At 57.0% G+C, this 13,918-nt stretch carries 13 protein-coding genes; 10 read left to right on the plus strand and 3 right to left on the minus strand.

Annotated features, from left to right (window positions below):
* The 6 genes from ABYV26_RS09715 to ABYV26_RS09740 form a co-directional block, all read left to right on the plus strand.
* The coding region (locus tag ABYV26_RS09715; protein ID WP_372680481.1) for a carboxymuconolactone decarboxylase family protein at positions 1-274 on the plus strand (274 nt) is incomplete at its 5' end.
* A gap of 275 nt (positions 275-549) precedes the next feature.
* On the plus strand, positions 550-1,611 hold the full coding sequence (selD, locus tag ABYV26_RS09720; RefSeq protein WP_372680483.1) for a selenide, water dikinase SelD: 1,062 nt from the start codon (positions 550-552) through the stop codon (positions 1,609-1,611).
* A gap of 30 nt (positions 1,612-1,641) precedes the next feature.
* A complete protein-coding gene (gene yedF, locus ABYV26_RS09725; protein ID WP_372680485.1) occupies positions 1,642-2,238 on the plus strand; it encodes a sulfurtransferase-like selenium metabolism protein YedF in 597 nt (198 codons plus the stop codon).
* Positions 2,239-2,493: 255 nt separating this feature from the next.
* A complete protein-coding gene (locus tag ABYV26_RS09730) occupies positions 2,494-3,255 on the plus strand; it encodes a YdcF family protein (protein ID WP_372680487.1) in 762 nt (253 codons plus the stop codon).
* A gap of 97 nt (positions 3,256-3,352) precedes the next feature.
* Complete coding sequence (locus tag ABYV26_RS09735) at positions 3,353-4,288, plus strand: tetratricopeptide repeat protein (RefSeq protein ID WP_372680489.1); 936 nt, start codon at positions 3,353-3,355, stop codon at positions 4,286-4,288.
* 59 nt (positions 4,289-4,347) lie between these two features.
* The gene (locus ABYV26_RS09740) at positions 4,348-4,824 is read left to right on the plus strand and encodes a hypothetical protein (RefSeq protein ID WP_372680490.1); all 477 of its coding nucleotides are present in this window, start codon (positions 4,348-4,350) and stop codon (positions 4,822-4,824) included.
* Between the two features lie 51 nt (positions 4,825-4,875).
* On the opposite strand, the gene ABYV26_RS09745 is transcribed toward ABYV26_RS09740, so the two are convergent.
* Genes ABYV26_RS09745 through ABYV26_RS09755 form a run of 3 tightly spaced genes read right to left on the minus strand, consistent with a single transcriptional unit; the run spans position 4,876 to position 7,236 of the window.
* Complete coding sequence (locus tag ABYV26_RS09745; RefSeq protein ID WP_372680492.1) at positions 4,876-5,544, minus strand: response regulator; 669 nt, start codon at positions 5,542-5,544, stop codon at positions 4,876-4,878.
* A gap of 1 nt (position 5,545) precedes the next feature.
* A complete protein-coding gene (locus tag ABYV26_RS09750; protein ID WP_372680494.1) occupies positions 5,546-6,478 on the minus strand; it encodes a sensor histidine kinase in 933 nt (310 codons plus the stop codon).
* Complete coding sequence (locus tag ABYV26_RS09755) at positions 6,478-7,236, minus strand: MinD/ParA family protein (RefSeq protein WP_372680495.1); 759 nt, start codon at positions 7,234-7,236, stop codon at positions 6,478-6,480. Before ABYV26_RS09755 ends, ABYV26_RS09750 begins: the two co-directional genes overlap by 1 nt.
* Before the next feature lie 244 nt (positions 7,237-7,480).
* On the opposite strand from ABYV26_RS09755, the gene ABYV26_RS09760 reads away from it, so the two are divergent.
* The 4 genes from ABYV26_RS09760 to ABYV26_RS09775 form a co-directional block, all read left to right on the plus strand.
* Positions 7,481-7,957, plus strand: a complete 477-nt coding sequence (locus tag ABYV26_RS09760; protein WP_372680497.1) for a MarR family winged helix-turn-helix transcriptional regulator — start codon at positions 7,481-7,483, stop codon at positions 7,955-7,957.
* A gap of 15 nt (positions 7,958-7,972) precedes the next feature.
* Positions 7,973-9,385 (plus strand): efflux RND transporter periplasmic adaptor subunit, encoded by a 1,413-nt coding sequence (locus ABYV26_RS09765; RefSeq protein ID WP_372680499.1) that lies wholly within the window; start codon positions 7,973-7,975, stop codon positions 9,383-9,385.
* A complete protein-coding gene (locus tag ABYV26_RS09770; protein WP_372680500.1) occupies positions 9,361-12,561 on the plus strand; it encodes an efflux RND transporter permease subunit in 3,201 nt (1,066 codons plus the stop codon). Before ABYV26_RS09765 ends, ABYV26_RS09770 begins: the two co-directional genes overlap by 25 nt.
* A 38-nt stretch (positions 12,562-12,599) precedes the next feature.
* Positions 12,600-13,918: TolC family protein (locus tag ABYV26_RS09775; protein ID WP_372680502.1), on the plus strand; the 1,319-nt coding region annotated here is incomplete at its 3' end.

A 13,918-nucleotide genomic window follows, 5' to 3' on the forward strand; every position in this document is an offset into this window, starting at 1 on the left:
CAAACGCTACTACAGCCTCGATTCGCAGGCCTACCGGGAAGGGGTGTTGCCGGTCAAGACCAAGGAGCTGATGGGCTTGGTGGCCAGCTTTGTGCTGCGTTGCGACGACTGCATCATGTATCATGTGATCCGCTGCCATGAGGAGGGCGTCTCCAGTGAAGAGTTGGAAGAGGCGCTGTTTATCGGTCTGATCGTGGGTGGTACGATTACCATTCCCCACCAGCGCAGGGCCATGCAGGCCTGGGATGAATTGAAAAACAAAAATACTAAATGATGGATGATCATTCCAGCCTGGCGGGGTTTTCTTGGTTTTTTTAATCGACGGATCCTGCAACCCAGCCACATCGTGATTGGGCTCAGCCTGGCAGAAGACGGTTGAGCGGATATTCTATCCGATTCCTGCCATCGTGGGTGCAGCGAAAATAGTATTTTTCTATAGGTTTTAAATAACTTATCGGTTTTTGCGATTTGATTTAGACACCGATGACGATTATTCTCAATGGCTTGGCGCTATGGGGAAAACATAGGTTTGAAAACGGGAGAAATAAAATGGCTGAGAACAACCCATCATTGAAGCCCCTTCGCCTGACCGAAACGGTCAGAGGGGCCGGCTGAGCGTCCAAACTGCCTCCGGGGGACCTGGAGAAAGCGTTGTGTGGGCTGGATTTTCCAACCGATGCCAATGTCCTGGTTGGCCTATCCCGGGCGGATGATGCCGGGGTTTACAAGGTGTCCGACGACCTGGCCTTGATTCAGACGGTGGATTTTTTCACGCCGGTGGTTGACGACCCTTATTGGTTCGGTCAGATTGCTGCGGCCAATGCCCTCAGCGATGTCTATGCCATGGGCGGAGAGCCCAAAACAGCGATGAATTTGGTTGGCTTTCCTCTCAAGCGGATGGACCTTTCCGTCCTGAGAGAGGTGATCCAGGGAGGGATCGACAAAGTCAGGGAAGCGGGTGTGGTGCTGCTGGGCGGCCACAGTGTGGAGGATGATGAGCTCAAATACGGGCTTTCCGTGACCGGATTTATCCATCCGAACCGCATTCTCACCAAACAAGGACTAAACGTGGGCGACCGGCTGGTGCTCACCAAACCATTGGGTACGGGCATCGTCAACACGGCGATTAAAGGCAATCTGGCCTCCGGGGAGATCACACGGAAGGTAACGGCCATTATGGCGGCCCTGAACCGGACCGCCGCCACGGTGATGAGAGAATACCCGGTACATGCCTGTACGGACATCACCGGTTTCGGGCTCATCGGCCATCTGGCCGAGATGATGCAGGGAACCGGCCTGGGATTGAAGATCGTTTTGGGAAAGCTGCCCATCATCGACGTGGCGCTCGGGTTTGCAGCCATGGGCATGGTTCCGGGCGGGGCTCACAAGAACCGGAGTTTCCGTGCGCCCATGGTGGACATGGACGAGGGTGTGGACCCAGCCATGCAGGACATTATCTACGATCCCCAGACCTCCGGGGGGCTGTGCATTGCTGTTGCGCCGACATCCGCTGAGGGGCTGGTGGACCACCTGCAAAGCGAAGGTGTAGAGCATGCGACGATCATCGGCGAGGTGGTGGACTACCCGGCAGGAATCATCCAGATCGTTTGATGACGAATTGAGCAAATTGAGGAAAATGAAATGACCCAGATTGATGCAAGCGGTCTGTCCTGTCCGGCACCGGTGCTGGAGACCAAGGCGGCTGTGGAGAACAACCATCCCCAGCACATCGACGTGCTGGTGGATAATGAACCGGCCTGGCAGAATGTGGCCCGTTATCTGGAATCACAAGGCTACCGAACCCGCGTTGAACAAACGGGTGAGCGATACACGGTCATCGGCACCAGCGGGGGGATGACCCTTGAGTCGAAACCGGCTGCGGCGGCCCCGTTAACCGATGCAAAAAAGATCATGGTGATGGTGGCTGCGGACCGCATGGGCAGTGGAGACGATGTGCTGGGCACCAAACTGATGATCAATTTCATTAAAACCCTCAAGGAGATGGATGGCGAATTGTGGCGTCTGGTTTTCGTCAACAGCGGGGTGAAGCTGACCATCGACGGCGCCGGTACCCTGGAAGACCTGAAGGGCTTGGAAGAAGAGGGCCTCACCATCCTGGTATGCGGTACCTGCCTCGACCACTTCAGCCTGCTGGAAAAAAAGCGCGTGGGCCAGACCACCAACATGCTGGATATTGTCACCGCCCTGCAATTGGCCGACAAGGTGATTAACCTATAGATGGTTACAGTTGGTGTGGTCTGCCAGGCAATGGGGACGCCTCCTTGTTCGGTGGCCGTTCATTCTCAAGTGTTGACTTTTCTACGTTCCAACCCATGCGTGTTCGTCCTTCGCACATGTCTTCCTGCCGTTTTGGTCAACGATGCTGAAGAATATCGATGCATTTGACCCGGGAATCCGAAACGCGGTATAACCGCCCCATAGAGACTGCGTCTGCGATGTCGGCCGATCCATGGGAACGCGAAAGATAAGCCTATGTTTGCGTTAAAAAAGACAATCACCTCGTTCATACTGCCACCGGGTATTTTCATCCTGGCGATCGTATTGGTTTCACTGGTGATGGCTTACCGCAAACGATGGGCACTGGGGCTGGCAAATTTGATCCTGGGGCTGATGCTTTGGGCCCTATCCACCTTTCCACTGGCCAATTTTTTGATTCAAGGGTTGGAGTCTGATTATTCCATCCTGGCGGATCCGTCGGGAGACGTGATCATCCTGCTCTGCGGCGGGATGATTGAAGGCGTGCCGGACCTATCCGGTACTTCGACGCCATCGCCGTCAACAATGGGCCGGATCGTCACCGCCGTGAGACTCTACCGGCGGTTGGGGCTCCCGGTTATCGTTACCGGTGGCCGGGAATACGATGATGCTGATTCTGCCGTGGCGACCATAGCCAAACGTTTCATGATGGACCTGGGCGTGCCGGAAAAATCCATCACCGTGGAAGACCGGGCCCGGGATACGGCACAAAATGCCCGGCTTTCTGTCGCCATCTGCAGGCAGCAGGGTTTCTCCAAACCCATCCTTGTCACCGCTGCCCACCACCTGACGCGAGCCCGGATGGCATTCGATGCCGCGGGTCTTCAGGTGACACCCATTCCGGCTTACTTTCTGGGATCCAGGAACATCCCAAACACCTGGCGCCACCTGCTTCCCCGGGCCGGCAGCTTGCAAACCGCTGCCGATGCGCTTCACGAATACATCGGTATTCTTTACTATCGGCTGGTTGGACCCTGATCGACGCAGCAGCGGATATTGAGCAGCCCCTGATCAATGAACCCAGGCTGCCAGATGCCATCGTATTCGTCTAACATCACTTGAAAATGGAAGGGCCATGATGAAAAAAACCCTCGTCCCGATATTGGTGCTGGCAGTTTTAGGGATCGGAGCTTGTGCTGCCTCGCCCCCGGCGACCTCGTTTGCTGACGGTTCCGACGAAGGGGATCGAGAGCTGAAACGGGGTATTTACTGGTATCATAAGGGTTGCGCCCGCAAGGCCATGGAGCATTTTTTAGCGGCCCACGAGCATTATTCCCTCACCGATCAGCAGGCGGGTGTGGCCCGCAGCCTGAACAGTATGGCCAATGGCTACCGGCATGCCGGTAAATCCGAAGACGCGCGTCTGTTTTACGATGCCGCCATTGCTGCCGCCAGGCGCTGCGACGACCAGCGGGTGATGGCCCAGGCCCTTTCCAACAAAGCGGCCATTCTTATTGAGGCGGATGACCTGACAGGTGCCGAGGTGCTTCTGGACGAGGCGCAACTGCTGGCCCGGGAGACAGGTCCGGTATATGCCATGGTTTTGAATCATCGTGCCGTATTGATGATGATGGCGAATCGAACCGATGAAGCGGCAACCCTTTTGGATCAGGCCGACAATGCAGCAGCTGGCGATGGATTTAATGCCGATGCGACCATTCGTTATACGCGGGGTCGGTTGATGCTGAAAAACGGAAATTATACCGAAGCCATGATTCACTTTCAAAGTGCCCTCGCATTGGACCGCCAAGCCGGATTCAGCCGCGGGATGGCCGACGATCTCTCTGTGATGGCCGTCATTCACGAACAATTGGGAGAAGATGAAGCCGCGCTGGATTGCCTGGATCGAAGCATTAAAATTTATGCCCTGCTGGAAAACCAGGCAAAGGTGCTGGAAAAACTGGGGCGGTTGGAATCGCTGGCACTAAAAACCGGAAGCGATGTTCGGGTGACCGTCCATTTTATCAACCAGTGGCTGGCCGGTGAAGCGGTTGATGTCATCTGCCGCTAGTGCTCGTGTTTTAACGAGGGTGGCGCAAGTGCCGCTCTGCCGATGGCGAGGATTTGGCAATGACGCTTTCCCATCTTAAACCGACGGTACCCAAGTGTTGGCTGTTTGCGGCCTCCGGTGTGATGTGGAGCGCCGTTGGCATTATGATGTGTACCACTGCAATCGGCTGGCTGGCTGATGGTGGAATGGGGCGGGGCATGGCCTTTTCGGCGGCGGGGCTGATTCTGGCCGTGCTTTCTGTTCGCTGGGGGTTTGGCCGCATCGCCCAAAAAAATATTAGGCGTCTGCGGCGTCTGCCGGATCGGGGTTGCTTTTTTGCATTCCAGGCCTGGAAGGGCTATCTGATCATCCTGGCCATGATCGCCCTGGGGATTACCCTGCGGCACTCACCCATCCCGAAACATTTCCTGGCCGTCGCCTACACCGCCATTGGCGGCGCCCTCTTCGTGGGCAGTTTCAACTACTACCGGCACCTGTCGCGGTTGATTCGAACCTCATTCCGCAGGCGTGACCAGCGCCATACCCTGCCAGAATAAGGATGTTTTTTCCATTATCGGGTAAATTGGCCATTTATGGATCGACATTAGTTAATCGAAGGTCAAAGAAGACTTCTCTATATCCACGATGCGCTCGCCTGGCACATAGTTCTTGGTTTCGTAGCGGGTGATGCCCATGAGCTTTTGGGTGATGGCACCCATGCGTTCCACCTGGGATTTGATTTTGGCAATTTTCGGGTAGACGGGGTTGTCCTGATCGAGGCTGCCCATGAGCAGTTCCGCGTGGCCGGAGATGGCCATCATGGGTTGGTTCAACTCGTGGCAGATGGCGCCTGCGGTTTCCAACACCGCCTGGAGTTTTTCCCGGTCGATCCGTTCGGATTCACTGCGGTGGCGATGCAGGGCAATCTCGATGGAAACCATCAAGCTGCGGGTTTCGAAGGGCTTGACCACGTAACCGAAGGGCTCCATGACTTTGGCCCGCTCCAGTGTGGCCGGATCCGTATAGGCGGTGAGGTAGACGACAGGAACGTTGAACCGGTCCCGGATCACTCCGGCGGCGTCGATGCCGTCCATCTCTCCTTTGAGCTTGATGTCCATGAGCACCAGGTCCGGATGCATCTTCCCGGCATGGGCGATGGCTGTACGACCGTCATGGGCCACGGCGCACACCGAATAACCTGATTTTTCCAGACGACTTTTGATTTCCTGGGCCACAATCCCTTCGTCTTCCACTACCAGAATCCTCGCCTGTACCATGTCAACACTCCTTTTTGGTTTGTTCAGGGGCAGACAGCGTGATGGTGAACCGGGTACCGTTTTCCGTTGTGAGGGCAAGGCTGCCACCCAACTGATTGGTCAGCGTATCGATGAGCCGCAGACCCAGGGATTTTTTTTCGGCATCCGCCGGCAGCTCGACGAGGCCGATGCCGTCGTCGGCCACCACGATTTCAATCCGGCCGGCATGCGGGGTTCGGATGACGATGTCAATCGTTCCGCTGGCCCCGGGCAAAAAGGCATGCTTGAGGGCATTGGACACCAACTCGTTGATGATCAGGCCGCATGGCACGGCCATGTCCACCCCCAAGGCGACGTCATCGGCATGGACATTGAGCCGGATGCGGGCCGGATCGATCCCGTAAGCGCCGAACAGGTTGGCGGTCAGCCCTTGGACATATCGGCCGAAATCGATTTTTGCCAGGTCTGCCGTGCTGTATAGCTGCTCGTGGATCAAGGCCATGGACTTGACTCGGTTTTGACTCTCCCGCAGAATTTCCACACCCTTGGCATCCCTCATATAATCCTCCTGAAGGTAGAGCAGGCTGGAGACGATCTGCAGGTTGTTTTTCACCCGGTGGTGGATCTCCTTGAGCAGTGACTCCTTTTCTGCCAGCGACTGCCGCAATTGTTGATCCGAGACAAGCAGCTCCTTTTCGGCCATCTGTCTCTCGAAGAGCTCCCGTCTCAATTCGGCGGTTTTACGTCGGATCATCCGGTTTTGCTGGAGATAGCCGAGAAAAATGGCCACTATTAATACGAATACCCATAGTAACACCCAAAAAATGCTTCCATGCGGTGGATTGCCGCTGACGGCGGCCTGTGCCGGTAGGGCGTTCATGACCGAGGCTATTGCCCCAAGGCGGCTGCAGCCGATCATCGTTCTGCGGTTGTGGACGGCGCGTTTGGAAGTCATCAGATCAACGTATGAACTCGCTCAGACAGGTCGCGGACGGCACGTGCCGCCTTGCTTCCCGGTGTCTGTTCGATAAAGGGCACCTGGTCGAGGACCGCCTGGCGGACCGCCTTGTCTTCCGGGATGCTGCCCAGGTGGAACAGCTCGAGGTTAAGAAATCGCTGCGTCACCCCCCGGATGGTATTTACCGTGTGGTTGCCCTCGCGAACCCCGCGAACGGAATTGAGCACCAGATTGAACCGGTTGATCCCGTGATCCCGGGACAGCAGTTTGATCAGGGCGTATGCATCGGTCATGGACGTGGGGTCCGGGCTCAGTATGAAAATGTTATGGTCTGAAAACCGGTTGTACCACAACACTGAAGACCCGATGCCAGCTGCCGTATCGATGATGACGTAGTCGAAATCCGATGAGATATCCTTGATAAAGCTGGCCAGCCGTTCCTGCTGTTTTTGCCCCAGCGATACCATCTCTGGAACACCGGAACTGCCCGGCAGGATGGCCAGGTTGGGGCGGGCGAAAATCAGTGCTTGCCGTGGATCGGCGCCACTTTCCAGGATGTCCCGGATATTGTTTTTAACCGACAGCCTCAGCAACACGTCCACGTTGGCCAGCCCCATGTCGCCATCTATGACCAAAACGCGGCGGTTGGCCCGGGTCAGGGCGATGGCGAAATTCACGGTGAAACTGGTCTTGCCCACACCGCCTTTGCCGCTGGTTACGCAAAGGGTACGCGGCGTCTTCTTGCTCAGAACCATCTTTTTTCCATGTGGGATACATTCTCGGTTGATTGAACTGTTTCCCACTTTATCGGTCGCCGATGGCCTTATCTTTAACATGCGACCAAGATAAAAACCTTTCCGGGATTCATTTGCAGGTGAAAATGAGGGAGGTGCGCAAACGGGAAAATTTCAATGCCTTTTAATTAGTCAAGTTAAATATTTTATTGACAAAAAATTAGTCTTGCATATATTTAGCCCCCCACAACTATTGGAGGCGTTCATGACCGATCAAGATGTGTTGAACCATGCCCGCTACATATTCACCACGGGTAGGATTATCCATGACCGGATCATGCGGATATCCACCGGTGCCTGTATGAGCACCAACAAGCATGATCGTTTCGGGGAGTTATCTGCACCGCAGATGAACATGCTGATGATGATCCGGGTCCGCGAAACGGTGTCCGTTACTGAATTGGCAGCACTGTTAAACGTTTCCCCACCATCGGTTTCCGCCATGGTGGATCGGCTTGTGGAGCGGGGGCTGCTGACCCGCGTTCCCAGTGACCTGGATCGGCGTAAGGTGGTGATTCGGGTTTCTCCCGAGGCGCTGGAGGACATCGCCCGGGTGGAGGGGATGATCCTGGGTTCGTTTGTGGAGCTGGTCGAGGCGGTAGGGCCGGAAACAACCCAGAAGTGGTGCGAGGTCCTTCAACAAATCAAGCAGGTCCTGGAAAACAAATCACTTCCAGTCTAACTATAGGGGATTACAATGACTATCAAGGAAGAGAACCGGCCGAAAAAACATGTGCTGATCCGCATAGGCATATGCTTGGTGATTCTTGTCTCGGGCTGGGTGGGGATGAACGGACTGGCCAGCCTGAAAGAGCCTCCCGCCGAGGCGAAAACCGAGGAAAGGCCCATCAAGGTAAGAACCACGACGGTTCAGCCCCGGGACTATCCGGTAATCATCTCCGGCTATGGTGAGGCCAGGGCGCTGACCGTGGTCACCGTTGCACCGGAAGTCTCCGGCCGGGTGATCTACACGCACCCCAACCTCAAGGCCGGGCAGATCATTCCCGCTGGCGACATCATGTTTCGCGTCGACCCGTCCGATTATGAAGCCGGCCTCCAGGAGGCCAGGGCCGGGGTGACCCAGTGGCAGGCTACCGTGGCGCGTTTGAAAAAGCAGTACGCCATCGATAGTCAGCGGTTGAAAACCCTTGAAAGGAGCGCCCAACTGGCCAAGACAGAGTTCGAGCGGATCAAACGGTTATTCGACGCAGACCGGGTGGGGACCCGATCCGGGATCGATCAGGCCGAGCGCGCCTATAACAGCGCCTTGGATCAAGCGGATCAGATATCCCAGGCTGTGAGCCTCTATCCACTGCAGATACGGGAGGCCGAGAGCAGTCTGTCGTCGAACCAGGCGCGTCTCTCGGTGGCTGAAACGAACCTGTCCCGCTGTACGATCACCTCGCCCTTTAACGCCCGGATCCAATCCGTAACCCTGGAGACCGGCCAGTTTGTCTCATCCGGACAGAACGTCTTGACCCTGGTCGACGACAGCGTGCTGGAACTTCAGGTTTCTCTCGACAGCCGCGATGCCCGTCACTGGCTGCAGTTTGAATCGCTCGATGGCCAACAGCCAACAGCTTGGTTCGGGAACCTTACGCCTGTCGAATGCATCATTCGCTGGACCGAAAATAAATCAGGATCGGCGTGGACCGGGATTCTGAACCGCGTGGTGACGTTCAATCAGCAGACGCGGACCCTCACCGTGGCCGTGCGGGTCAACGCCCCATCAGCCATGGGTGACGACCACCGTTCGCTGCCGCTGGTGGAAGGGATGTTCTGCACGGTGGACATACCCGGCCGGACCATGCGCGCCGTATACCGATTGCCCCGCCAGGCGGTAAGCTTTGAAAACAAGGCCTACCTGGTGGATGCCGACAACCGGCTCAAAACGGTGGACGTGCGCGTGGAACGCATCGAGGGTGAGTTTGTGTATGTCGGCCAGGGAATCAACCCGGGTGACACGGTGATTCTCACCCGGCTCATCGACCCGCTTGAAAATGCATTGCTTGAAATTGCAGATGACACGGCCAACGGGGAGTCCGCATCTGGAAACGGGTACTTGCCGCATTTGCCAGGAACACCGTGTTTGCCAACATCATCCTGGTGATGATTTTTATCGCCGGGTACATCGCTACGGCCAACATGATCCGTGAAACCTTTCCGGAGTTCTCTTTGGATATGATCACCATCACGGTGCCCTATCCCGGTGCCGATCCGGAAGAGGTGGAAGAGGGGATCAGCCGCAAGATCGAAGAGGCCATCGAAGGACTTGAAGGTATCAAACAGTACACCACCCAGTCGTCCGAGGGTCTGGGTTCGGCCAATATTGAAATCCGCGAGGACTACGATGTGGACGAGGTGCTCGACCGGGTTCGTACCAAGGTCAACGCCATCTCCACCTTCCCGGTGGACGCGGAAAAGCCGGTGATCAGCGAGTTGCTGCTTAAGGATGTGGTGACGCTGCTCTACCTGTCCGGCGATATGTCCGAACGGCGGATCAAGGAGTGGTCCGAGCAGGTCAAGGACGAAATACAGCAGCTGCCCAATATTTCACAGGTGGAAACCTTCGGTGCGCGCGATTATGAAATCGCCATCGAAGTCTCCGAGGAGCGGCTGCGCCAGTATGGCCTGTCTTTTTCGGATGTGGCCGACGCCGTCCGCCGCAGCAGCTTAAACCTGGCCGGTGGCACCATCCGAACCCGTGAAGAGGAGATCCGCGTGCGCACCATGGGGCGCAAATATACGGGTGAGGAGTTGGCCTCGGTCGTTGTGCTGGCGCGCCCAGAGGGGGATGTGGTCACTTTGGGCCGGTTGGCCCATATCGACGACGGATTTACCGAGGACCCCATTGCCGCCACCATCAACGGTGAGCCGGCCGTTCTGTTGATTGTCTACAAAACCCCCGAAGAAGATGCCCTGGTGATTTCGAAGACCATTAGCCGGTACATCGACGAAAAGCAGCAGCAGATCCCACACGGCGCCAATATTGAAATTCTTTACGACAACACCGACATGCTCAAGGCGCGGATCGACCTGTTGATGAGAAACGGAATCATCGGCCTGTGCATTGTCTTTTTACTGCTGTGGAGCTTTCTCAATATCCGCCTCTCCTTCTGGGCCGGTATGGGTATCCCCATTTCCATTGCCGGTGCCCTGGTCATTCTCTGGGCCATGGGCGGTACCATCAACATGATCTCCCTTTTCGGACTGATCATGGTGCTGGGTATCGTGGTGGATGACGCCATTGTGGTGGGCGAGGCCATTTACGTGCACCGCATGCAGGGCAAGACCGCGCTGCGGGCTGCCGTGGACGGGGTATCGGAGGTGGGCATGCCGGTGATCGCCGCCGTGCTCACCACTATCGTGGCCTTCATGCCTTTGTTTTACGTGGGCGGCATCATGGGAAAGTTCATCCGCATCATGCCTGCCGTGGTGATCGCCTGCCTGGTGGTGTCGCTGGTCGAGTGTCTTTTTCTGCTGCCGGCCCATTTGAGCCACCTTCCCGACCCCAACCGGTCGCGCGAGCAAGAGCGAAGGCTGGTGCCCTCGCTCTCAAAGATACAGCTAACCACATCGCGGTGGATGGAACTGTTCGTTGCCCGTGTGTACACGCCCTTTCTCAGCAAAGCACTGCACTGGCGCTACATTTCCCTGGCCACGGCCATCACTGTGCTCATGCTTACCGTCGGCCTGGTGCGCAGCGGCATCATCAAGTTCGAAGTTTTTCCCAAGTTGGACGGTTTTGTAATGACCGCCACGGCGGAGTTTCCCAACGGCACCCCCCCTGAAGTCACCCGGCAGGCCATCGAAGCGATCGAGGACTCCCTGACGCGGCTGGAAAAAAACCTTCAGACCCGGTCCGGCGATCCATTGGTTCGGGATCGACTGACCCTGGTGGGCCAGACCCTGAGCGACATCCCCCAGGTGGGACCGCATTATGGTTCCGTCCAGGCCATTCTTTTGGATTCCGATGCCCGGGGCATCCATACCGAGGAGTTGATGGTGCTCTGGGAGAAGGAAATCGGTGCCCTGCCCGGCATCAAATCGCTCACCTTTGCCGGCATGGAGGCCGGCCCGCCCGGCGATCCCATCGAGGTCTGGCTTCAGGGCCACGACATGGACGATATTCTGCTGGCCGCCGACGAGTTGATGGAGCGGCTGAGAAAATTCGACGGCGTGTACCAGATCCGTACCGACTTCTCTCCCGGCAAGAACGAGATGCGCCTGAGTCTCAAACCGGAAGCCCGGGCGTTGGGGCTCACCGTGGAGGATCTGGCCCGCCAGGTCTACGCCGGCTATTATGGCGACGAAGCGCTCCGGCTTCAACGGGGTCGGGACGACATCCGGGTAAAGGTGCGCTACACTGCCGGGGAGCGCAGCCGGCTCTCCGACCTGAACCAGGTTCGTATTCGCACCCAAGGTGGATTTGAGGTGCCGCTCATGTCCGTCGCCGATGTCACCTTTGCCCCTGGATTCTCGACCATTACCCGCACCGACGGCATGCGCAGGGTGGCCGTGAGTGCCGGTGTGGACACCCATAAAGCCAATGCCAACGAGATTTTAACGGAGTTGTCGGCCAACTATTTCCCCGAATTGAAGAAACGCCATCCCGGAATGTTCGTGGCCCTTCAAGGAGAGCAGAAGAAGATGCGCGAATCATTCGGCAGCCTTTTCATCGGGTTTCCGCTGGCGGTGCTGGGCATCTTTATTATCATTGCCACCATGTTCCGTTCCTATGTACAGCCTTTTGTGATCATGTTCACCGTGCCTTTCGGTATTATCGGCGCCGTATTCGGCCATCTGCTGATGGGCTACGATCTGTCCATCATGAGCATCTTCGGCATGGTGGCGCTTACCGGGGTGGTGGTCAACGACGCGATTGTGCTCATCGAGCGCATCAATGAAAATTTTGCCTGCGGGATGCCGTTTTTTGAAGCGATCCTTCAGGGGGGAACCCGGCGTTTCAGGGCCATTTTTCTGACCACATTGAGTACGGTGGGCGGTTTGGCTCCGTTGATCCTGGAGACCGATTTCCAAGCCAAGTTTCTTATCCCCATGGCGCTTTCCATCGCCGCCGGCGTTGCGTTTGCCACCATTCTTACGCTGGTGCTCATTCCCAGCCTGCTGGCCATCTTGAATGACTTAAGACTGGTGGTGCACCGTTTAAAACACGGTCATTGGCCCAAGCGCCTGGATGTGGAACCGGCGAGAACTCGGCACGAGGATCCCCTGGCCGACGATTCGGGGCAACTGCTCTCGCCATCGGTGGAGGTCTGCAAATAGTGTCCGCCCACAACCATTAAAGAAGAAAGCGTGAAAAAATGAAAAGACATGTCAGTTGGTTTATCCTGCCCATGCTCTGCTGGAGTGTTGCCCTGCCATCGGCGGGTAACGCCCTAAAAACCCGCGTTTCGGAGACGTCTATGGAGCTGCTTTCGGCGGGTGCCGGTGCGGTTGACTGGGCCGCCATGTCGACCCTGGATCTTGAAGCCGCCGTGGAGATTGCACTGGCCGGCAACCCCGGTCTTGAAGCCGCGGCCGCCCGAGTCCGTCAGGCCAAGGCCCAGCTGGATCAGGCGCGCTCCACCTACTGGCCCCGGCTGGACGCCAATGCATCCGGCGCACGGGTGGATCTTTCCGAAAACGCCTACCAGGAGAGCCTGGCGCTCGCCAGGCTTTTCAGCCCGAGTGCATCCATCGCGGATCCCGAAGAATACTACACCGCCGACCTGACCGCATCCTGGACCCTGTTCGACGGGTTTGAACGCAAATTTTCCAATGCCTCGGCCCGTTATGGAGAACAATCCTCCGCCGCCGCATTGAATGACGCCCGCCGGCTTCTGATTTCCGCCGTGGCGTTTTCCTACTATTCAGCCCAGCTGGCGCTTGAGAACGTTTCCATCGCCAGGGCCGATGAGGAATTTAACCAACGCCAGCTGGCCGACGCCGAAGCCCGCCAGCGGGTGGGTACCGGAGCCCTGAGCGATGTGCTCAACTTCCAGGTGCGCAAAAACCAGGCCAAGACCACCCGCATCAACCAGGAATACCAGTATGAGATCGCCCTATACGGCCTGGCCGCCCTGCTGGGACGTCCCGATTCCCGACTGCCGGGCCACGTGCAACTGGGCCGTCTCTCTCCGGAGACGACCGTGGAGCTTGCCAGGCCGGCGGTGGAGGACCTGATCGCCGATGCCATGGATCGTCGCCCGGATATCCAGCAGACCCAGTGGGGCATCAAACAGGCCGAGGCCCAGGTTAAGATCGCTCAGTCCGACTATTATCCAACGGTCGTCCTGGCCGGCAGCCTGGACGGTGAACGCGTCGATGATCCTGGGTTCGGGCAGGACGATTTCGGCAACCGCATCCAAGTGGGTCTCTCCTACAATTTGTTTGCCGGCGGCTTCACGCGTGCCAAGGTGCGGGAGGTTAGACAACGACAGATTGAGCTGGAAAAATCCTTGGAAGAGCTGGTCCTTTCAACTACTTCGGACATCCGCAGCTCCGCTGCGTTGGTCGTGACGGCCCAAACCCAGGTGGCCCTCCAGCGTGAAAATGTCGATCTGGTGCAGCGCACCCGGGATTTGGTCGAAAAGGAATACAATGCCGGGCAGGGGTCTCTGGTTCGCTTAAACGAGGCCCA

It is taken from the genome of Desulfosarcina sp., assembly GCF_041551955.1.
Lineage (GTDB): Bacteria > Desulfobacterota > Desulfobacteria > Desulfobacterales > Desulfosarcinaceae > Desulfosarcina.